The 20,985-nt window shown below is 66.1% G+C and carries 15 protein-coding genes and 1 other RNA gene; 14 read left to right on the top strand and 2 right to left on the bottom strand.

Going from position 1 to position 20,985, the window contains the following annotated elements; all coding sequences use genetic code 11:
• The first annotated feature begins 8 nt into the window (after positions 1-8).
• From tssH to KWO_RS10870, 14 genes are all read left to right on the top strand, one after another.
• Positions 9-2,714, top strand: coding sequence for a type VI secretion system ATPase TssH (tssH, locus tag KWO_RS10805; protein WP_010378653.1), 2,706 nt, complete (start codon positions 9-11; stop codon positions 2,712-2,714).
• A gap of 129 nt (positions 2,715-2,843) precedes the next feature.
• A complete protein-coding gene (locus tag KWO_RS10810; protein ID WP_227479821.1) occupies positions 2,844-3,611 on the top strand; it encodes a hypothetical protein in 768 nt (255 codons plus the stop codon).
• A gap of 619 nt (positions 3,612-4,230) precedes the next feature.
• Complete coding sequence (locus KWO_RS10815) at positions 4,231-4,437, top strand: hypothetical protein (RefSeq protein ID WP_010378657.1); 207 nt, start codon at positions 4,231-4,233, stop codon at positions 4,435-4,437.
• 99 nt (positions 4,438-4,536) lie between these two features.
• Positions 4,537-4,998 (top strand): hypothetical protein, encoded by a 462-nt coding sequence (locus KWO_RS10820; protein ID WP_010373416.1) that lies wholly within the window; start codon positions 4,537-4,539, stop codon positions 4,996-4,998.
• Between the two features lie 210 nt (positions 4,999-5,208).
• Positions 5,209-7,146 carry a type VI secretion system Vgr family protein gene (locus KWO_RS10825; RefSeq protein ID WP_010378659.1) on the top strand — a complete coding sequence of 646 codons (1,938 nt, stop codon included), beginning with the start codon at positions 5,209-5,211 and terminating at the stop codon, positions 7,144-7,146.
• Positions 7,147-7,154: 8 nt separating this feature from the next.
• A complete protein-coding gene (locus KWO_RS10830; protein ID WP_008577836.1) occupies positions 7,155-7,694 on the top strand; it encodes a DUF6931 family protein in 540 nt (179 codons plus the stop codon).
• Positions 7,691-9,076 carry a type VI secretion system-associated FHA domain protein TagH gene (gene tagH, locus KWO_RS10835; RefSeq protein ID WP_017113159.1) on the top strand — a complete coding sequence of 462 codons (1,386 nt, stop codon included), beginning with the start codon at positions 7,691-7,693 and terminating at the stop codon, positions 9,074-9,076. Before KWO_RS10830 ends, tagH begins: the two co-directional genes overlap by 4 nt.
• On the top strand, positions 9,073-10,410 hold the full coding sequence (tssK, locus tag KWO_RS10840; RefSeq protein WP_010378665.1) for a type VI secretion system baseplate subunit TssK: 1,338 nt from the start codon (positions 9,073-9,075) through the stop codon (positions 10,408-10,410). The genes tagH and tssK overlap by 4 nt, the downstream gene beginning before the upstream one ends.
• 1 nt (position 10,411) lies before the next feature.
• The gene (gene icmH, locus KWO_RS10845) at positions 10,412-11,728 is read left to right on the top strand and encodes a type IVB secretion system protein IcmH/DotU (RefSeq protein ID WP_017113160.1); all 1,317 of its coding nucleotides are present in this window, start codon (positions 10,412-10,414) and stop codon (positions 11,726-11,728) included.
• Positions 11,729-11,731: 3 nt separating this feature from the next.
• Entirely contained in the window at positions 11,732-15,190 is a 3,459-nt protein-coding gene (tssM, locus tag KWO_RS10850) for a type VI secretion system membrane subunit TssM (RefSeq protein ID WP_017113161.1), read from the top strand.
• Positions 15,187-15,840 (top strand): type VI secretion system-associated protein TagF, encoded by a 654-nt coding sequence (tagF, locus tag KWO_RS10855; RefSeq protein WP_017113162.1) that lies wholly within the window; start codon positions 15,187-15,189, stop codon positions 15,838-15,840. Before tssM ends, tagF begins: the two co-directional genes overlap by 4 nt.
• A complete protein-coding gene (locus tag KWO_RS10860) occupies positions 15,837-16,559 on the top strand; it encodes a PP2C family protein-serine/threonine phosphatase (protein WP_010378682.1) in 723 nt (240 codons plus the stop codon). The genes tagF and KWO_RS10860 overlap by 4 nt, the downstream gene beginning before the upstream one ends.
• Positions 16,556-19,453 carry a bifunctional serine/threonine-protein kinase/formylglycine-generating enzyme family protein gene (locus tag KWO_RS10865; protein ID WP_010378684.1) on the top strand — a complete coding sequence of 966 codons (2,898 nt, stop codon included), beginning with the start codon at positions 16,556-16,558 and terminating at the stop codon, positions 19,451-19,453. Before KWO_RS10860 ends, KWO_RS10865 begins: the two co-directional genes overlap by 4 nt.
• Positions 19,450-19,776: a hypothetical protein gene (locus KWO_RS10870; protein ID WP_010373399.1), complete on the top strand. Its 327-nt coding sequence runs from the start codon at positions 19,450-19,452 to the stop codon at positions 19,774-19,776. Before KWO_RS10865 ends, KWO_RS10870 begins: the two co-directional genes overlap by 4 nt.
• A 36-nt stretch (positions 19,777-19,812) precedes the next feature.
• Here the strand turns inward: KWO_RS10870 and KWO_RS10875 are convergent.
• Both KWO_RS10875 and tssA read right to left on the bottom strand, forming a co-directional pair.
• Positions 19,813-19,888: non-coding RNA, sX9 sRNA (locus tag KWO_RS10875), on the bottom strand.
• A 60-nt stretch (positions 19,889-19,948) separates the two neighbouring features.
• Entirely contained in the window at positions 19,949-20,977 is a 1,029-nt protein-coding gene (gene tssA, locus KWO_RS10880) for a type VI secretion system protein TssA (RefSeq protein WP_010373396.1), read from the bottom strand.
• Between the last annotated feature and the right edge of the window lie 8 nt (positions 20,978-20,985).

Genomic DNA, 20,985 nt, shown 5'->3' on the forward strand with positions numbered 1-20,985 from the left:
GAGTTTTCATGGCAGACATCAGTCGCGCCGCTTTGTTCGGCAAGCTCAACAAAACCACCTATCGCGGTATCGAATCGGCCACTGCGTTCTGCAGGCTACGTGGCGACCGCGAAGTGGAACTGCTGCACTGGCTGCATCAGTTGCTGCAGGCGCAAGACGGCGACTTGCACCGCATCGTGCGCCGTTTTTCGCTGGATGCGTCGCGGCTTGCACAGGACCTGACCGCGGCGCTCGATCGCCTGCCGCGCGGCGGCGGCGGACACTTCGATCTGTCGGCCAGCGTGGAGGAGGCAGTGGAGCGCGCCTGGGTGCACTGCACGTTGCGTTACGGACGGCAACGCATCCGTGGCGGCGATCTGCTCGTGGCGATCCTGCACACGCGCAGCCTGCGTAACGGGTTGCTCGCGATGTCGAGCGAGTTCGGCAAGCTGCGCGCGGAAACACTGGCGGACGATCTGGATGACATCGTCGCCGGTTCTCCGGAGGAGGATGCCAGCGACCTTGCGACGGCTGTCGCCCCCGTTGGAACTGGTGCAACAGGGGGTGCTGCGGCGCTTGCGCTGTATACGGTCGACCTCACCGCACAAGCGCGCGAGGGCAAGCTCGACCCGATCATCGGCCGCGACGATGAGATCCGCCAAGTCGTCGACATCCTGATGCGTCGCCGCCAGAACAACCCGATCCTGGTTGGCGAAGCCGGCGTCGGCAAAACCGCGGTGGTGGAAGGGTTCGCGCAACGCATCGCGCGCGGTGATGTGCCGCCCGCGTTGAAGAAGGTGCAACTGCGCACGCTGGACGTGGGCCTGTTGCAGGCCGGCGCCAGCATGAAGGGCGAATTCGAGCAGCGCCTGCGCGCAGTCATCGACGAAGTGCAGGCCAGCCCCAAGCCGATCATCCTATTTGTGGATGAAACCCACACCCTGGTCGGCGCCGGTGGCGCGGCCGGCACCGGCGATGCGGCCAATCTGCTCAAGCCGGCACTGGCGCGCGGCACGCTGCGCACGGTGGGTGCTACCACCTTCGCCGAGTACAAGAAGTACATCGAAAAAGACCCCGCGCTGACGCGGCGCTTCCAGGCCGTGCAGGTCGACGAACCGGACGAAGCCAAGGCCGTGCGCATGATGCGTGGTGTCGCCTCGACGATGGAACAGCACCACCGCGTGCAGATCCTCGACGAGGCACTGGAAGGGGCGGTCAAGCTCAGTCACCGCTACATCCCGGCGCGGCAACTACCTGACAAGTCGGTGAGCCTGCTCGACACCGCCTGCGCGCGTGTCGCGGTGAGCCTGCATGCCACGCCTGCGGAAGTGGAAAATAGCCGCCGCCGCATCGAATCGCTGGAGACCGAACATGCCATCATCGAGCGCGAGCGTGCGATTGGCGTCGTGGTGGAGGAGCGTGCTGCCGTTTGCGCCAGCCTGCTGGAAAGCGAGCACGGCCGCCTGCGCGAGCTGGAACAGCGCTGGGCCGCCGAGAAGGTATTGGTCGATGAACTGTTGTCGCTACGCGCCCGACTGCGTGGTGGCAACGCGCCGGTGGAAGGGACCGGCAGTGCGTTGGAAGTCAATGCGGGACACATAGCGATCGGCAACACTGCCGTGATCGAAGCGCCCGTACACGTGGATCGCGACACGCTATTAGCGCGTCTGCAATTGGTACAGGCCGAACTGGCGGCACTACAGGGCCAATCGCCCCTGATCCTGCCCACGGTGGATTACCAAGCCGTGGCCGGGGTGGTCGCCGACTGGACCGGCATCCCGGTCGGGCGGATGGCGCGCAATGAAATCGACACCGTGCTGCGCCTGCCCGAACTACTGGCCAAGCGCGTGATCGGCCAGGACCATGCCATGGAGATGATCGCCAAGCGTATCCAGACCAGCCGCGCCGGCCTGGACAACCCGGACAAACCGATCGGCGTGTTCCTGCTCGCCGGCACCTCCGGCGTCGGCAAGACCGAAACCGCGCTGGCCCTGGCCGAAACCTTGTACGGCGGCGAGCAGAATCTGATCACCATCAACATGAGCGAGTACCAGGAGGCCCACACCGTCTCCTCGCTCAAGGGCGCACCGCCGGGTTACGTCGGCTACGGCGAAGGTGGTGTGCTCACCGAAGCGGTACGCCGTAAACCGTATTCGGTGGTGTTACTGGATGAAGTGGAAAAAGCCCACCCCGACGTACACGAATTGTTCTTCCAGGTCTTCGACAAGGGCTGGATGGAAGACGGCGAAGGCCGCCGTATCGACTTCCGCAACACCTTGATCATCCTGACCAGCAACGCTGGTACCGATCTGATCGCCAGCCTGTGCAAGGACCCGGAACTGATGCCGGATCCCGAAGGCATGGCAAAGGCCATTCGCGAGCCGCTGTTGAAGGTCTTTCCGCCGGCGTTGCTCGGGCGGCTGGTGGCGATTCCGTATTACCCACTGAGCAACGCCATGCTCGGCCAGATCGTGCGGCTGCAGTTGAACCGCATCAGGAAGCGGATCGAGGAGCGCTACAGGATTCCGTTCGAGTACGACGATTCGGTGGTGGAGTTGGTGGTCTCGCGGTGCACCGAGAGCGAGTCGGGTGGACGGATGATCGATGCGATTTTGACTAACTCGATGTTGCCGGAGATCAGTCGGGAATTGCTGGTGAGAACGATCGCTGGCGAAGAGTGCTTTCGGGTAAAGGTGTGCGTTGCGGAGAGTGGGCTCATCCATGACTTCGGCTAGTCGAACAAGACAGCCAAACCTGTGGCTGTCACTGATGGATGTCGCCGACGCATGCCGCGCCACTCGTTATGTCAAGGCTGCTCAATAATTACAAGACGAGCCCCAAATTTGCTTATCGGAGCTGTATTCGTGGAAAAGGAAAAACTAGAAAAATTCATCAACAATATTACGCCACCTCCGGGAAAGGAGAACGCTGTTTCGCTATCGCTGAGGATGCTGCGCGATGACATCTTCAACCAATACTACCTGAAATATGACGAATTGCCGGTTACATACCGGCACGCCTGGAATACAGTCGTGCTGCATCGAATGGCCAATATGAAAGTCCAAGCGGGCTTAGCCGTCACCGTACAGAAGATGAAGCTTGCCTGGGCAGAATTTGCCAAAGACGGGCTGATCAATATCGGAAAGATCCACTTCGGGCAGATCCGGGTCGCCGGCAACTTTGCTGGTTCCGGCAACGTCAACCAGAAGGCCATCCTTGGATTTCCACAGGAAATTACCGGTCGACCACTCAAGGTCTATGCGAACGATATCCGCGCGACCGACCTCGGCGGCACAGGTGTCGGCGCCGATCGGATTCCAGTACAGATATTCCTCCGCGGCGAAACTTGGATCGCCACGAACAACCGCGGTTATGCCGTGCACTGCATGGCTGGCGTGATGCCTCTGCGGATCTGGCCCCACGAGGAGACGGTCGACGAGCGAAACCGCCTTCGCGAGTGTTGGGATGCCAAAGGCATCCGCTACCTGGAGGGCGTGCAGGAGCGCCTGAGTGTGGTTCCCAGGACGTTGCCCTCCACGGAGATGCCGCTGACCAATGGGCCCAACGACACCGTCATCGCAAAGGTGGTGACCGTCCCGGAGCACTTCACCATCTTAAACACTGCAGGATGAACGCACTGGCCTGCATCGCGCCAGATCCTCTGGAGCCTGTAGGTGAGGCAGTTGCGGAGTCACACGGATGAGTGAGTCCCTGTAAACCCCCAAGAAGCCATCCGCTCATGCCGCTACAGCGCCTGATGGTTGATGCCGCCAACCAGAGTGCAGATCTTAAGGTCCGGCACTGGCATGGCTTGCGGCAGTACTTGGTGAAAAGATGAGCACCATGAGGTCGAAAAGCAACGAACGCTGCACGCACATCAACGCATCGGCACACGCCGGGATGGTGGCGCGGTGCGCCACTCGCCTCACGAGGATGCAGCGCATGCCCGAACGCTGGCCTCCAATGCCTGCGCTTACATGCGTTCGCCGATGCACGCGATATCCATCAGGGCGATAGGCTAGCACTGTAATGCGCTGTATCGAGTGGTATCGCGCATCCATCCAACGCATGCGACTCGGGCCAGCATATTGGTTGGGCAGATGCGTGGCATCGCCATGTTTGATTTCCCCGATCGACGTGCTCCTTGTCAAATCATCCATCGGCGTTCGGTGCCTAACGGGATCCGCAGTGCGGCCGCCGCTGGCGACGCACGCCCCACAGTAGGCACGCCCTAACGGCACGAGGCTTTGCATGACTACATCAGCTCTGAGTCGGGAAGAATTCGATGCGCTGGCGGTTGTTGCCAAGGCGCGTCGGAATCTGCTGTTCCAGACCTTCAACGGCACCGGCCTGAGCGTTGGCAAACGCGGCTACGCGTCCGGTAACGCATTCGGGACCGGCGTGGCGATCTACGAATTCAAGGACGGTCTTAACTTGCAAGCGCAACACCTCAGTTGAACTTGAAAAATTCCTCTTCCAATGCGTGATTGAGGGGGACGATCGTGCTTTTCCCCGTTTCCGCAAACGACGATTCGCAGAAATCAAGGAGTTATTAGAATGCCAAACCTGACAAAGGTCCGTTACGACATCAACAGCCCCAATGGCGCGGTCAGTGCGTGCCTGAGGAAAAAGCGCGAAGTTGTCAGGTCGCGGGACGACGGAGGCATCAACGGTATCGGTCCTTACTCCTGCTGTTCATTTGTGACTTATATAAGGAACGGAAGCGACACCACCGACAACGTGTTCGGCAACAGCCGCATCCGCATCCCGTTCAAGGTCAATGGGGTAGATGTCGCGAATGCCTGCGCACACGGGGAGCTGACCGCGCTGTGGAACGCCATCGCCGACGAACCTGGCATTCCGACGATTGTGGAAATGTACATAGAGATGTCGCCTTGCGAAAAATGTCAGGCTGCTTTGAACAACCTTCTAAAGCCCGGACAGGAAATTTTCTATTCCTTCGACCACCCGGGGGAGGTCGAGGCCTGGAAGGATGCAGCTAAGCATCTGTGCGCATGATGCCTGCGACTGGGAACCGGATCTGATCCGTTGCGGCTGCGTGCCTGGCGTCGAGGCGATGCCATGGCGTGGGCGGGAAGACCTACTCGTCGCCGGTATGTGTGGCATCGCGATTTTCGATTTCCTGCGCGCCAGGGCAGCCGGCAAAGTCATCGCATGCCATCGACCTCTGCGCCTATGTACCGCAAGACCACTCTGGGAGCCTAAGCCATGGCCCACGCCATTACCCTGCAGTCGCCGCTGGGCAAGATGCTGCGCTTTGTGCGGATGAGTGCACACGAGGAGCTGGGGCGCCCGTATGCGTTCGCATTGCACGGCATCAGCCGCGATGTGGCAATCGACTTGCGCGCTCTGTTGGGCAAGCCGATGGCGGTCAAGCTCACTTCACCGCAGGGCTATGTGCGGCATTACCACGGCATTGTCGCCGAGGCCGAGCAGACCGGTTTCGAGCAGATCGAGGGGCTGCGCTATGCGACGTATGCGTTCTCGCTGGTGCCCAAACTTTGGTTGCTCAGGCAGCGCCGCGACTGCCGCATCTACAAGAACAAGAGCGTACCGGAGCTGGTGCGCGCGTTGCTCGCAGAGGTCGGCTGCACCGACGTCAAGCTGCGCCTGAGCGCCAGCTACAAGCCGCGCGAATACTGCGTGCAGTACCGCGAGAGCGCGCTGGACTTCATCAGCCGCTTGATGGAGCAGGAGGGCATCTACTACTACTTCGAACACAGCGCCAGCACGCATACGCTGGTGCTGGCCGACAGTCTCGGCGCGCACGAATCCTCTGCGCCGTTTGCACACATGCCTTATTGCCCGCCTGGACAGAAGGGCAGCCGGATGAAGGACGCGATCACCGATTGGTCGCTGGCGCGCAGCGCGCACAGCACGCGCGTGCGCCTGGACGACTACGACTATCTCAAACCCAAGGCTTCGCTGCGGGTGGAAGAGACACCGGCCGAGTCTTCCGGACCGGCGCTGGGTGAGCTGGATGTGTTCGACTACCCCGGCGAGCATCTCGATGTCGCGGCCGGTCGTCGTCACGCGCAGGTGCGTGCCGAGGCGCTCAACGTGGCGCAAGCGCAGTACCAGGGTTGCACCGATGCCTGCGGTTTGCAGGTGGGCGCATTGTTCAAGCTGCGCGACTTTCCGCTGGCCGAGCACAACCAGGAATATCTGGTGACCAGCGCCGACACCGAACTGGTTGAAGTAGATTATGTGTCCGGTGGCGAGACGGTTGCCGAGCCGTTTGCGTCCACTTTCCGTGCGCTACGCAGTCGGCAGCCGTTTCGCACCCCGCAGACCACGCCGCGTCCGAGTATTGCCGGGTTGCAGACCGCGGTCGTCGACGGCAACAAGGCCGAGGATATTGCGGTCGATCAGTACGGCCGTGTGCAGGTGAATTTCTTCTGGGGTCCGCCGGGAACGCCAAACGCCGTCTGCTCGTGCCCGGTACGCGTGGCGCAGTCATGGGCGGGCAAACGCTGGGGCGCGCAGCACATTCCGCGTGTGGGCCAGGAGGTGGTGGTGAGCTTTCTGGAAGGCAATCCGGATCGTCCGCTGATCATCGGCAGCGTCTACAACGCCGACCAGATGCCGCCGTATGCACTGCCCGAGCACCGCACCCGCAGCGGAGTGAAGAGCCGCAGCTTGTTGGGCGGCGCCGAGGACTACAACGAGATCCGTTTCGACGACAAGAAGGGCAACGAGGAGCTGCTGCTGCATGCGCAGCGCGATCTGCGCCACGAAGTGGAGAACGACCATTTCGTCACTGTCGATCGCAACGAGACCGCCGAGGTCAAACGCGAACGCAGCCACACCGTTGGCGGCAACGACCGTCTTGACGTGGGCAAGGCGCTGCGCATCCAGGCCGGCAGCGAGATCGAGCTGGTGACCGGCATGGCCCGCCTGCAGCTGAAGGCCAGCGGCGAGATCGTGCTCAGCGGCACCCGGCTCACGCTCGATGGACGCGTCAGCGTCGGCATCCAGGGCGGCGTCAGTGTCGATGTCAGCGCGATGGCCAACCTGACCCTGCGCTCGAATGCGTCGGTGCTATTGCAATCCAACGCCGTGACCACCGCGCGCGCCAACGCCGCGCTGCTATTGCAGTCGTCCGGTCCGGCCGTGCTCAAGGGCACTCCGCCCATCATCGCCTGAGGACCGCCATGTTGCAGATTCTTCCCGCCGCGCGGCAGATGCGGCTCTCACCCTGCGCGCATGCCGCCCTGGCGCCGGACATGGCGCCGGAGACTGCCGTGCGCGAATTGCTGGCGCGCGGGCTTGCCCAGGACGCGTTGCCGTTGGCGTTGCGCTTGTTGCCCAGGCCGTATGCGGTGGCGTGGTTGTGCCAGTGCATGCGCGCGCAAACGCTCAGCGGCCACGACAGCGAAGGTCTGCGGTTGGCGCAGGCGTGGGTGCAGCAGCCGGGCCCCAGCCAGCGCGAGAGCGCACGCGCATTCGCTGCCGACGACGACTATCAATCGGTCGGCGCCTGGCTGGCGGCGGCCGCGGCCTGGAGCGATGGCAGCCTGAGCGAGGAGGACGGCCCGCCGGTGGCCGATCACCTGACCGCGGCGGCGGCCGTGGCGGCGTTGCTGCATCTGGCTGGGCGCGAGCCTGCAACCTTCGAAGCGCAATTGGTGCGCTGGAGCGAAGATGCCGCACGGCTGCTGTCCGGATTGCGCGTGCGCGAGCGTACGCCATGAGCGCGGTGTCACCCCGGCTGACGCTGACGGTTCGCGATGCGCAGACGGTGTCGGGCAGCACGCAAGCGCAGGCCAGCTTCGCGGCAGAAGGCGGGCGCATCGGCCGCGACGCCTCCTGCGACTGGGTGCTGGAAGGCGAAGGCGTATCGCGCCTGCATGCCAGCGTGCGCCATCTCGATGGCATGTATTTCATCGAGGATCACAGCACCAACGGTGTCCTGCATAACGGCGTGCCGCTGCGTGCCGGCTTCCCGGTGCCGCTGCATGCCGGCGACGCCTTGCGCATCGATGCCTTCGAGATCGACGTGGCGGTGGAAGGCGCAGGCGTCACCGCTGTTCCGGCGGCCACGCAGACCTGGAATCACGCCGAGCCGTGGACACTGTCGCCGACGCCACCACCGCAGCCATCCCAGCAACCGCCGCTGGAGCGCGAGCGCGATGTGTTTGCCGAACTTGGGGCAGCGTCGACGCAACCGGCCGACACCGACCCGCTGGCCTTGTTCGCCACTTCGTTCACGCTGGCCGGCAGCCAGGGCGATGCGGCGGCGTTCGGGCTGGGGCATGCGCCGGCAACGGCTGACGCCTACCGTGCCCCCGTGGCCGTGTCGGCTGCCGCTGGCGTCGTGTTGCCCGAGCATTGGGATCTGACACGCAGCGAATTCGCGCTGCCGCCGGCTATCGATGCAATCGCGGCCGTGCCAACGCCGTTGCAGCCCGCGCCAGTTTCCATCGTCGCCGCGGCGCCAGCACCGACACCGGCGCCAATGCCAATGCCGGCCTCGGCAAGCGAAGTCGCGCCGGCATCGACGTCCGCTGCGATCCCCGACGCGGCGCAGCCGGTCGTCGCACAGTCGCCGGATGCACCCGAACTGCCTGCGCTGTTCGCCGCCATGACCGCAGGCCTGATGGATGTATTGCGCGCACGCGCCGAGCTGAAGAACAGCCTGCGCCTGCCGGTCACGCTGATCCAGCGCACGGAGAACAATCCCCTCAAGTTCGCCGCCACCGTGGACGAAGCGGTCGCTCGCCTGTTGGCGCCAGCAGGCCCCGGCTATCTGACCGGTGCGGCTGCGATCGACGAAGCCATGGAAGACATCGGGCGTCACCAGGTGGCCTTGCTGGCCGGCATGCGTGCGGCCTTCGAGCATGTGTTCACCCAGTTCGATCCGGCGCGCTTCGAGGCAGACGCCGCCGGCCATTCCGCGCTCGCCGCCTGGGGCAATCGGCCCTGGCGACGCTACGCGCAGCACTACCGCGAGCTGCTCGGCGATGCTGACGAGCGCTTCCGCCGCCTGTTCGGCGAAGAGTTCGCCCGCGCCTACGAACAACAGCTGGCCCGCGCCAAGACGCAGGCCCAACCCGCAGACGGCGACCGAGCATGACCCCCTACAACAAGGTGATCTGGAGCGAGGGCCTGTTCCTGCGCCCGCAGCACATGCAACAACAGGAGCGCTATCTCGAGCGCTACATGGAACTGCAGGCCGGTGCGCTGCGGCCGCATGCGTGGGGATTCAGCCAATTGGAGTTGGAGCCGGAACTGCTTGCCATCGGCAAGCTCGGCATCCGCCGCGCCCGCGGTTGCTTTCCTGACGGCACGCCGTTTTCCATTCCCGATCGCGATCCGGCGCCGCCAGCCTTGGACGTGCCGGCCAACTGCCGCGACCAGGTGGTGAGCCTGGCGCTGCCGCTGCGCGCAACCGCCCAACCCGATAGCGCCTGGCCTGATGGCGATGGCAGCCGGCTGGCGCGGTATCGCGTGGGCGAAGCGGAAGTCGGCGATGCCTCCGGCAGCATCGCCGGCACCGTGCTGCTGGAAGTGGGCGTGCTGGCCAGTCGCCTGCGCCTGCAGTCCGAACCGGGCGAAGGGCTGGTGGAGGTGCCGATGGCGCGCATCGTCGAATGCCGCGCCGATCGACGGGTGATTCTCGATGACCCCTTCATCCCGACCGCCAGCCGGATCGAAGGCGCAGCGCGCCTATCTACGCTGCTGGCCGAGTTGCTCGGGCTCTTGCACCAGCGCGGCCAGGCGCTGGCCGAACGCGTGGCCGGCAGCGACCGGGGTGGCGTGGCGGAAATCGCCGACGTGCTGATGCTGCAGGTGATCAATCGCTACCAACCGCTGATGGCGCATTGGGCGAGCGCGCCGTTGGAGCATCCCGAAGCGCTGTACTGCGTGCTGCTGGGGATGGCTGGTGAACTGGCGACCTTCACCCGTGCCAGCAAACGCAGCGGGCCATTCCCGCCGTATGCACACGATGCGTTGCAGGCGAGCTTCGAGCCGGTGGTGGCGTCCTTGCGCGAAAGCCTGAGCGCGGTGCTCGAACAGTCGGCGATTGCCGTGCCCTTGCAGCAACGCAAGTACGGCGTATGGGTGGGCATGGTGCCCGATCCGGCCTTGCTGGACTCGGCGGCGTTCGTGCTGGCGGTCAAGGCCGATCTGCGCGCCGAAGACTTGCGCAAGCGGCTGCCCACCGAATCGAAGATCGGCCCGGTGGAGAAGATCCGCGACCTGGTGAACCTGCAATTGCCAGGGGTGGCCGTGAGCGCGCTGACGATGGCGCCGCGGCAGGTGCCGTATCACGCCGGTTGCGCCTACTTCGAACTCGATCGGCAATCGTCGCTGTGGAAGACGCTGCGCACCTCCGGTGGCGTGGCGCTGCATTTCGGCAGCGGTTTTCCCGGCCTGGAACTGGAGCTGTGGGCGGTGAGGAATTGAGATGAGCAATACGGTCGACAAACACGACGACGATGCCACCGTGGTCCGCAGCGCGACGCCGGCGCCGCGGGCCGCTGCCGCCACGCCGGCTCGCCAGGCGACGACGCGCACCGTGCCACCGCCCGACCTGGATGCCGCCATGCGTGCGGCGCCGGGCGCGATGCAGGGCAATGCGGTGGTGCGCGCCGCCACGCCGCTGCTGTTGCTGGCGGTGCAGTTGCGACACTCCACGCAGACGCCGGACATCGCCACCTTGCGCGAACACTGCAGCACGCGCCTGCAGCGCTTCGAGCAGGAGCTGCGGCAACAGGGCATCGACGACAAGACCGGCATCGCCGCGCGCTATGTGCTGTGCACGCTGCTGGACGAAGCCGTGCTGGCCGCGCCGTGGGGCGAGGGCAGCGGCTGGTCGCAGCGCACCTTGCTGGTGACCTTCCACGGCGAGACCTATGGCGGCGCCAAGGTCTTCGACCTGCTCGATCGGCTGGCGCGCGATCCGGCGCGGCACCTGGACCTGCTGGAGCTGCTGTATCTGGCCTTGGCGCTCGGCTTTGGCGGTCGCTATCGGGTGGAACAGGGCGGGCGCGCGCGGCTGGCCGATCGCCAGGCCGAGCTGTACCAACTCATCCAGCGCCAGCGCCTGCCGGCGCCTGCCGAGCTGTCGCCCAACTGGCAAGGCGCGCAGGCACCGTTGCTGCGCAATACGGCGGCCACGCCGCTGTGGATCGCGACGCTGGCCTCGCTGTGCATCGTGCTGCTGGCGTTCGTGTGGTTGCATGCACGCCTCAATGCGCTGACCGCGCCGATCAGCGCGCAGTTGGCGCGCATCGGCCTGGAGCGGGTGACGTTGCCGATCCCGGCGGCGGCCACACCCGCAACCGCCGCAGCGCTTGCACCGCTGCTGGCCGCCGAGCAACGCGCAGGATGGCTGACCGTCCAGACCGAGGGCGATGGTCGCAGCACGGTGCGGCTGGCCAGTGCGTCCATGTTCCCTAGCGGGAGCGCGGAGTTGGATGCCGATCAGACCCGCCTGCTCGAACGCGTTGCTGCGGCGCTGGAACAGGTGCCGGGGCGGGTGGTGGTGGTAGGACATACCGACGACCAGCCGGTGCGCTCGCTGCGCTTCAAGGACAACTTCGCCTTGTCGGCGCGCCGCGCCCAGAGCGTGGGCGCCGTGTTGGCGGCCGGCTTGCGCGACCCGCGCCGCGTCCAGACCAGCGGCGCGGGCGATTCCCAGCCCATTGCGTTACCGCCGCAGCTGCCCGGCAACCGTGCGCGCAATCGGCGCGTCGAAATCCTGTTGATTCCCGAGACCTGACCCATGCGCTTTGTGCTCGATTTCCTGCGCGTCCGATACGTCGCCAGCGCTGCCATCCTCAGTTTGTTGGCCGTCCTCGTGTGGGTCGGCGGACCCTACCTCAGCCTGGGCCGCTGGCAGCCGTTTGCCAGCGTGAGCGGGCGCCTGCTTGCCATGGCCGTGCTGGTCCTCGCGTGGGCAGGGTGGCGCTATCTGCGCTGGCGCCGCGACAGCGCCAAGCAGCAACATCTGGCCGGCGAACTGGTCGGGCAAGGAGCAAGTGCCGAAGACGCTAGCGGCAACGACAGTCGCGCACGTGCAGCACAGGAGCAGGTCCGCCTGCGTGCGCGCTTTACCGAAGCCATGGCGGTGCTGCGCCGTCGCCGTCGCAACGGTCCCGGCCTGCACGTGCTGCCCTGGTATTTGCTGATCGGCGCGCCAGGTTCCGGCAAGAGCACCTTGCTGCAGTCTTCGGGCCTGGAGTTTCCACTCAAGGAACATGGCAACCACGCTGCACTGGAAGGTGTCGGCGGTACGCGTAACTGCGATTGGTGGTTCGCCGACCAAGCAGTGTTCCTCGACAGTGCCGGGCGCTATACCACCCAGGATTCGGACGCCATCGCCGATGCCGGTGCCTGGCACGGCTTTCTGGACCTGCTGCGGCGGCACCGTCGGCAGCCATTGAACGGCGTCATAGTGACCGTGAGCGTGGCCGAGCTGCTGGAGCTCGATGGCGATGCCGGTCTGTCACATGCACGCGCGGTGCGTCATCGGCTGGACGAACTGGTCGACAAACTGCGTGCCCGCGTGCCGGTCTACCTGGTCGTGACCAAATGCGACCTGGTGTCCGGATTTGCCGAGTTCTTCGCCGATCTGGATGCCATCGGCCGCGCGCAGGTGTGGGGTATGTCGTTCCCACAGGCGCAGGCCGCCGGTGACACCGATCCGTTGACGCTATTTCCCACCGAGCTCGAACGCCTGATGGAGCGCATCGATCAGCGCGTGCTGGAGCGCCTGCAGCGGGCACGTGATGCGCGCGAGCGTGCGGCGGTGCTGCCCTTTCCGCAGCAATTGCGGTTGCTGCAGCCAGCGCTGATGGACTTCGTGCAGACCGCCTTCGGTCGCCATGGCTATGCCGGCCAGCCGTGGCTGCGTGGTGTCTATCTGAGTTCGGGGACGCAGCAAGGCCATCCGATCGACCGCGTGATCTCGGCAGTGGCGCGACACTTCGGTGTCGCCGCCGCCGGTCTGCCGCCCGTCAGCAGCGCGCCACGCAGTTACTTCCTGCCACGCCTGCTCAACGACGTGGTCTTCGCCGAGGCGGGACTGGCCGGCAGCCAACCCGGCAGCGCGCAGCGCCGTCGGTTGCTGCAGCTGGCCTGCTGGGCGGTGTTGACCGCCACCACCCTGGGCGTGCTGTCGGGCATGGCCGGCAGCTATGCCCGCAACGTGCGGCTGATCGGCGAGGTGCGCGACGCGCTCAATGCCTATCCTGCCGGCCCACTGCCCGCCGATGCAGGCGAGGCTGCCTTCTATGCAAAGGCCTTGCAGCGTTTCGACGCGCTGGCGCAAGCGCGCGATGCGGCGCTGCCGCCGGGCGCGTCGATTCCGTGGTCGCGACGTTTCGGGCTGCACCAGGGCACGGCGTTGGCGCGCGATGTGCAGGAAGCGTATCTGCGCGACCTCAATGGCGCGTTGCTGCCGGCATTGGCGCAGTCGCTGCGACGCAAGCTGGAGCAGTCCAGCAGCGATCCGCAACGGTTGTATCCATTGTTGAAGGGTTACCTGATGCTGGGCGAACCCGCGCGCCGTGACGCAATGCATCTCGCCACGCTGGCAGGCACGGTTTGGCGGCAGATATTTCCCGACGATGCATCGGTGCGTGCGGGGTTGAACCGGCATCTGCGCGCCTTGCTGGGTCCGGTGGACGGCGCGCGTGCGCTTGCGCTGGATCGGCAGCAGATCGAACAGACGCGAGCCAGCCTGCGAACCGCCGAACTGCCGGCACTGGTCTACGGTGGCCTCAAGCTGACGCAACCCGGCGTCGATGCTGGCCAAGCCCCACGCCTGGATCGCCGCCTGGGCCTGCTGGGCGATGTCTTCGAACGCCGCAGTGGCCTGCCGTTGTCTGCGCCGTTGCCGCCGCTCTTCACCCGCCAGGCGTTCCAGGCGCAGACCGGCGGTGGCATCGCGCGTGGCGTGCAGCAGTTTCTCGCCGACGATTGGGTGCTGGGCACGGCACCGCTGGACCCGCTGGCGCGCTCGCAACTGGAGCGCGAGGTGTTGGCGTTGTATCAGCGCGACTACATCGCCGCCTGGGACACCCTGCTGGCCGACCTGGTGCTGCGGCCCGTCGCGCAGACCGGGCAGGCGAGTGCGGTGGCCGCCAAGCTGGGCGGACCGGCGTCGCCACTGAAGGCGTTGCTGGTATTGCTGCGCGAGCACACCCACGCACTGGGGCGCACGCCTGCAGCGAAGGCTGGCGCGGGTGCTGCAACTGCCGCGGACACTGCTGCTGCGGCCGAGCCGGATGTGGCAGCCGAACCGATCGAACGCCATTTCGAACCGCTCAATCGCTTGCTCGATGGTGGGCCGGGCGCCAGTGCGCTGGACGAAACCCTGGCCGCGCTGACCCAGATGAGCCGCACGCTGTTGGGAGCCGCCGCTGGCGTCGCGGCCGACCAGAACGACCCGGCGTTGCTGATCGCCGCGCAGCAGGCCGAACAGCTGCCGCCGCCGCTGGGCAACTGGATGGCGACCTTGTCCGGTCGTGGTCGCGAATTAACCGCCAGCAGCGCCGGCGAGGCATTGCGTAACGCGCAACGGCAAGCCGCCCGGCGTGAGTGCGCGCTGCTGGTGAGCGGGCGCTTCCCATTCGTGCCGGGCAGCAACAACGAGATCCCGTTGCGCGATTTCGCCGAACTGTTCGCACCGGGCGGGCGTATGGACCGGTTCGCGCAACAGGCGTTGCTCGGCAAGGTCGATACCAGCGGGCCGCGCTGGCAATGGAACGCTGGTATGGCTGCGGTTGGCGCAGACGATGTGCTGGCACGCGCGCAACTTGCGGACGAGATCAAGCAAGCATTCTTCGCGGGCGGCGGTGCGCAGCCGCAGGTCGCGTTCACCGTCTCCGTACCGCCGCAAGCGGCGATCAGCCGGCTGCAGCTAGAGGTAGATGGGCAAACCCTGGAAGTGCGCGACGGCACGCGTGCCACCCAGTCGATGACCTGGCCCGGCCCGCGTCCGGGCCAGGTCCGTATTGCTGCGTGGGATGCCAGTGGGCAAGCGCTGCCAGTGATCGAGTACCGCGGTGCTTGGGCATGGTTTCGCGCATTACAGGCCGGGCGGCTGCACCGCAGCGGCGATTTGGATTACACCGCCAGCCTCGCGCTGGGCGGCAACAGCGTGCGCGTGGACATACAACCGGCCAGCCTGCGGCATCCCTTTGCGGCGTCGGCCGTGCAGCGGTTCAGTTGCCCATGAGCGCCATGCAACGCCCGCCGGGTTTCTACGGCAAGCTGCCCGCGGTCGGCGATTTCGTGCATCGCCGCTTGCCGGAAACGTTTGTCGACCCGTGGCATGTGGCAATGCAAGGCGTGTTGTCTGCCAACGCGGCAATGATCGCGACGCCTGCGCAGCACGTACCGGTGTGGCGCTTCGTGCTGATGCCCGGCCTCGCGGGTACGGCCGCATGGGTCGGGGCGATGCGGGCGAGCGTCGATCGGGTCGGTCGCGCGTTCCCCTTGGTCATCGCCGCAGCGCTGCCTGCAAGCGATGCCGATGGCGCGACAGCTGCCGCCATGCCGACCCATTTGCGTCTGCCCGCATGGCTGGATGCTGCCGACACGGTGTTGTGCAACATCGGTGCAGAGCCACAGCAGGACGGTGCCTGGTTGGACCGCGCCTGCGTGGCGCTCGCCCAACACGCGCACGACGACGCATCCATGTCGGCGTCGCCGCTGTTGCCTGCTAGTGCAATCACCGCTGGCAGCAGCCTGTGGTGGACGGCGATGACAGGATCTGCGCCGGGTGCCTGGATGCGTCTTGCCGGCTGGCCTGCAGCCTGTCATGCGCCGAACCTGCTTGGCCCCTTGCATGCGCCTAGCGCCTGTCTTGCAGAGGCACTGCAATGAGCGCGTCTTACGTGTCCGCCGGTCGTACCGAGCAGGGCAATGTCCGTCGCCAGAACGAGGATGCGATTCTGCTGCGCGACGATCTCGGCCTGTGGGCAGTGGCCGATGGACTGGGCGGCCACAGCGCCGGCGATCTCGCCAGTCGCATGGTCGTCGATGCACTGGGCGGGTTGCGGCGCGACGGCGACCTTGCCAGCTTCGTCGATGCCATCGACGCGCAGCTGAGCCAGGTCAACCAGCAACTGCGTACATTGGCGCGCGCGCGGCGAGTGGATGTGATCGCCAGCACCGTAGTAGTGCTGGTGCACGACCACGACATGCTGATGTGCGGTTGGGTGGGCGATAGCCGCGCCTATGCCTTCGAAGAGGGTCGGCTGCAGTTGCTGAACCGCGACCATGTGGCCGGCGACAAGGACGATCTGACACAGGTGGGGCGAGCGCAACACGCCGGTGGCGCGCTCACCCGCGCGATCGGCGCCGACGACGCGCTGTATGTGGATTGGACGGTATGCGCGCGCCGGCCCGGCCAGCACTTTCTGCTGTGTTCGGATGGGATCAACAAGGAACTCAGCGACGACGAGATCGCCACCCACTGCCGGCGCGAGCGCCAGCCGTCGGCGCTGCTGGCGCGCCTGTTCGACACCGCGCTTAGCCGTGCTGGGCGCGACAACATTTCGGCCGTGGCCTTGCGCCTGGCCGCACGGAAAACAGCGCTATGAACACTCGCGACGACGACACGGCTGGCCGCGCGCCGCCAGACGACGACCGTACCCGCGTGCAGCCCGCGCGCGAGCTCACCGAGGCCCCGCCACGGCCCGCCACCAGCGACGATGACGTTACCCGCCTCGCGCCGCTCACCCAGCAGCACGCTGCGCATGTGCCTGCAGAGGCGGCGACCCGGGTCAACCCGTCGCTACACGCCGACGACAGCGCCGGCGCCTCAAGCTGGCGGCGCGTGGCGCAGCTGCAGGGGGACGCGCAGGTCGGCGTAGGCATGCTGCTCAAAGCGCGCTTCTTGCTGGTGCGCGAAATCGGCCGCGGCGGCATGGGTGTGGTCTATCTGGCGCGCGACGAGCGCAAGGTCGAGGCGCGCGACCGTCATCCTTACATCGCAATCAAGGTACTCAACGATGACTTTCGCCGTCATCCGGATTCGCTGATCGCATTGCAGCGCGAATCGCGCCGCGCGCAGAGCCTGGCGCACGACCATATCGTGCGGGTCTACGACTTCGACAAAGACGGTGCCATCGTGTTCATGACGATGGAGTACATCGAGGGCGACGACCTGCGTGGGCTGATCCGCAGCCGGTTAGGCGAGGGCATGCCGCTTGCCGAAGCCTGGCCAGTGATCGAGGGTATGGGGCGCGCCCTGCAACGTGCGCACGCCGCCGGTATCGTGCATTCGGACTTCAAGCCGGGCAACGTCATGGTCGGCGCAGGAAACCTCGCCAAGGTGTTCGACTTCGGCATTGCCCGCGCGGCGAAACTGGCAGGCGCCGAATCCAGCGATGACCGCACGGTGTTCGACGCCGCCACGCTGGGCGCGCTGACCCCCGCCTACGCCAGCATGGAAATGCTGCGCGGCGACGAGCCGGCGTTCGCCGACGATGTCTATGCGTTCGGCTGCGTGGTGTACGAACTGCTGTCCGGCCGCCATCCCTTTGCCAAGCAATCGGCGGCGCAGGCGCAGGCGCAGCAGCTGCGTGTGGCACCGCTGCCAAAGCTGAGCCGCCGGCAGAATCGCGGGCTGCGTAGCAGCTTGGCGTTCGAGGCCGCGGCACGACCGACGATGACGGTTTTGCTAGAGCAACTGCGTCCGCGTAGCCGCAGCGAGCGCGTAGTGCCTTACCTGCTGGCAGGCGTTCTGCTGTTGGCGTGCGGCGTCGGGGCGACCGTGTGGATGCAGGCGCATGCGCAACGCGAGAAGGTCGCTGGAGTGCTCAAGCGCTTCTCGCCACAAGCGCCGAACCGGTTCGCGCATGAAGCCCATGCGCGGGCAGCGTTGTGGGCGCTCGGGGAAGACGACCGCCGGCGCTTGATCCTCGACCGCAGCAGCACCATCGAAGCGTTCCTGCTGAGGCGCCTGGACCACTATTGGCAGCCGGCGCTTGGCCGCGAAGACTATGTGGGCGCACAGCGCATCCTCAGCTTACGCGACCAGTGGAAGCTGTTCTCGCCACGCCTGGATGCACGCCGCAGCGCCATGGAGCAGGAGCGCGATCGTCTGCTCAACGGTCTGGACACCGCATTGACGGGCGCGATCGCCGCCGGGGCACTGTTCGAGGATCAACCCGGCAATGTGGTGGGGCTACTCGATCGCGTGCGTCGCCTGGCGCCGGACAGCGGATTGCTGCGGCATGCCGAACTCGAGTTGCGCTACCGCCGCGGCTGCGCCGATGCGCTCACCGCAGATCGTATCAACGAAGCGCGCCGCTGGCTGGACACCGGGCGCCGCGTCTTCCCGCAATCCCCTCTGCTGCGAGAGTGCGCACACGAGCTCGACGCGGCAACTGTCACCGCATCCACGCCGTCCGCTCCGCCAGCGCCGTTGGTAGAGGAGGCGCAGGCGCAGCTTGCCGCGCAGATCGCCACGCGCATCGAGTCGGTGCGCGCCGCGACCGCCGCCAATGACGTCGCCAAGGTGAAGCGGCAGTTGGCGCAAATTGCGGCCAGCAGCCCGCAGCATCCGTTCCTGCGCAGCGAAGGCGCACAGCGGCTGACCGATGCTTACCTGGGGCTTGCGCGTTCCCTGTGCCGCGATGGGCGGTGGAAAGAGGCCAGCGTCGTCATCGGGCAGGGACTTGATGCCCAGGACACTCCACGCCTGCGTCAGGCGCTGGGCCGTTACCGGTTGGCGATAGAACTGGAACAGCTCGGCACTGCGCTCCCTGCGCCGTCGGTGCTGCAGCGTCTGCGCGAGCGCAAGATGGCCCTGCAAGCGCAGGACGATGACGGCTTCCGAGCCTTCCAGAGCGATGTCGCCAAGTCCGCCAGACAACGCGTCTCCTATGCCGCCGCACTGCTGCCGAAACTGGAACCGGTGGCGGTTCTGCCCGCACCACCGGCCAAGCCGAGCGATCCCTGCCGTATCTCCGCTCCGTCCGGTGGCGCTGCTACCTGCAGCGATGATCTGGGCAAACACGGCCGCGGCCCGGAGCTGGTAGTGCTATCCAAGCCTGGACGCGCACTGGCGATGATGCGCCGGGAGATCAGCGTGGCCGACTTCGCGCTGTTCTGCGCCGACACCCAGCGCTGCCGTGTGTCGCGCTGGACGCGCAAGTCGGCGCCCGTGGACAAGGTCAGCGCTGCCTTGATCCGCGATTACGCCGCTTGGCTGAGCAGCGCCAGCGGCCGTGCCTATCGGCTGCCGCGCGATGCCGAGTGGCTGCGCGCGGCGCGTGCCGGCGAGGACGGCTGCACAGCGACGGTATCCAATAGTTGGGGACTGCTCGACATGGTCGGCGGCATCGCCGAGTGGGTCCAGGAAGGCGAGGGCGTGGCCGTGCGCGGCAGCCAGCGCGGCGTTGCTGCCTGTGCCGGTCCCGGCGCGGTGAGTTCCAACGGCGACGCAGCGCGCCGCATCGGTGCACGCCTGGTGAGAGACGTGGAATGAACGACTGGGAGACGCAGGCCAACCTGGTCCTGCAGAATTTGAACACAGCACAGGCGGAGCGACGCCTGGACCCGGCCGAATATCGGCGCCGTCGTCTGCAATTGCTGCAATCGATCGCGCGCTCGGCCGGTGCGCCAACTGCGCGCCGCCGACGCGTCGCAGCGCCGCACGCCTTGCCCACCCCGATCGTGACGGTGCGACGCGACCGCGAGCCGCCGACTGCCCTGCAGGCGGCCCTGCGCTCGTGGACACTACGCTTATGGGCAGCGGTGATGCTGGCCGGCGCGGCCTGGGTGTACTGGAACGGCATCGCAGCGCTGTGATGCCGGCCGAGCAGGCCGGCAACGGAGACCACGCGCGGCAAACACAACGTAGCCAGTCACCGCCAAGTGGGCGTGGACGGCGCACAAGAACCGGAGTGCACGCGTGCTACATGCCGATTCCGGGCACCGGCCGCACCCGATCGGCGACTACGCAGTCGTTGTGTTGGCTGCTCTAGTCGGTATGGTCCTGGCCTGACACGACCTGCAGCTCCTCGATCCCGCGCGGCGCCAGGTCGCGCATCAGTGCGGCAAAATCCAGGCCGACCAGGCGTTGTGCGCGCCGCAACAGTAACGGCACCGGGCTGGAAGGCTCTCGCCGTGCGTAGTAATCGCAGAGCTGGTCGAGCATGCGGCGAACGTCGTCCGGATGCTCCACGGCGTGCGCGCGTGGCGCCGATGTAGTGACATTGTCGGCGCCCGATGCCGCATGTTCGGTCGGCTCGGCCGGGGATCCGGAACGTTCGGACACATAGGGCCGCAGGAACGCACGCAGCTCGCCAAGATCCTGCGTGAGCGGCGCAAGCTCCGGACCGTGTCCCGGAGTGCGCTCGGCGAACACCCCGGCAATTGCGGCAAGGTCTTCTTGCGCTGCGGCCAGGGCCGCGTCCAGATCAAGCAACGCCTCCAGCGGGCAGTCGCGCAGGCAGGCATCGATGGCGGCAGGCTCTGGCATCTCGCTCGCGTCCTCCGCAGCGAGCTTGAGCGTGCCTTGCACGATGCGCAGATCGCGCAGCGAGAAATGTCCTGGATGCAGTCCCTTGAATAGGCGCACGTTGCGTAGCTGCGTCAGCGTGCGCTCGCTGTCGGCCAACGCAGCAATGGCGTTGACGCGTTCGGTCGGGTCGTTGTCCTCATCGGCATCCAGATGAGGATGGACGTCGCCCCAGAACTGCTCCAGCAGTTGTCGGAGCAGGCCGACGCCGCTGGACCAGCCCACCAGACCATCCTGGTGCAAGCGGGCGATGCTCAGCAAGATGCCCAGCCGCAAGTCCTTGGAGCGTACTAGCAAGTATTCGGCGCTCTCGGCGACCTGGCGCCATTGCGGCGCGTCGGGCAGAAGCACGCCAGCGCCCAAGGCGCGCTCCTGACGCGGTCGTGCAAGTTCTTCCAGGCTCTGGAACTCCGGGGTGTATTCAAGGTTCGGACCGGACGGCACCTGTTCGTCGACCGGTTGCAGCAACGGTTCGTTGTCGATCTGCATGGCGCGGC

Source organism: Xanthomonas vasicola pv. musacearum NCPPB 4379 (genome assembly GCF_000277895.2).
GTDB lineage: Bacteria > Pseudomonadota > Gammaproteobacteria > Xanthomonadales > Xanthomonadaceae > Xanthomonas > Xanthomonas vasicola.

Bases quoted from the DNA above. Each gene is read 5' to 3' on its own strand.
- tagH (WP_017113159.1), top strand. From the start codon at position 7,691: ATGAGCGCGGTGTCACCCCGGCTGACGCTGACGGTTCGCGATGCGCAG.
- tssK (WP_010378665.1), top strand. From the start codon at position 9,073: ATGACCCCCTACAACAAGGTGATCTGGAGCGAGGGCCTGTTCCTGCGC.
- KWO_RS10825 (WP_010378659.1), top strand. From the start codon at position 5,209: ATGGCCCACGCCATTACCCTGCAGTCGCCGCTGGGCAAGATGCTGCGC.
- tssA (WP_010373396.1), bottom strand. From the start codon at position 20,977: ATGCAGATCGACAACGAACCGTTGCTGCAACCGGTCGACGAACAGGTG.
- icmH (WP_017113160.1), top strand. From the start codon at position 10,412: ATGAGCAATACGGTCGACAAACACGACGACGATGCCACCGTGGTCCGC.
- KWO_RS10860 (WP_010378682.1), top strand. From the start codon at position 15,837: ATGAGCGCGTCTTACGTGTCCGCCGGTCGTACCGAGCAGGGCAATGTC.
- KWO_RS10870 (WP_010373399.1), top strand. From the start codon at position 19,450: ATGAACGACTGGGAGACGCAGGCCAACCTGGTCCTGCAGAATTTGAAC.
- KWO_RS10820 (WP_010373416.1), top strand. From the start codon at position 4,537: ATGCCAAACCTGACAAAGGTCCGTTACGACATCAACAGCCCCAATGGC.
- KWO_RS10865 (WP_010378684.1), top strand. From the start codon at position 16,556: ATGAACACTCGCGACGACGACACGGCTGGCCGCGCGCCGCCAGACGAC.
- tagF (WP_017113162.1), top strand. From the start codon at position 15,187: ATGAGCGCCATGCAACGCCCGCCGGGTTTCTACGGCAAGCTGCCCGCG.
- KWO_RS10830 (WP_008577836.1), top strand. From the start codon at position 7,155: ATGTTGCAGATTCTTCCCGCCGCGCGGCAGATGCGGCTCTCACCCTGC.
- KWO_RS10815 (WP_010378657.1), top strand. From the start codon at position 4,231: ATGACTACATCAGCTCTGAGTCGGGAAGAATTCGATGCGCTGGCGGTT.
- tssH (WP_010378653.1), top strand. From the start codon at position 9: ATGGCAGACATCAGTCGCGCCGCTTTGTTCGGCAAGCTCAACAAAACC.
- tssM (WP_017113161.1), top strand. From the start codon at position 11,732: ATGCGCTTTGTGCTCGATTTCCTGCGCGTCCGATACGTCGCCAGCGCT.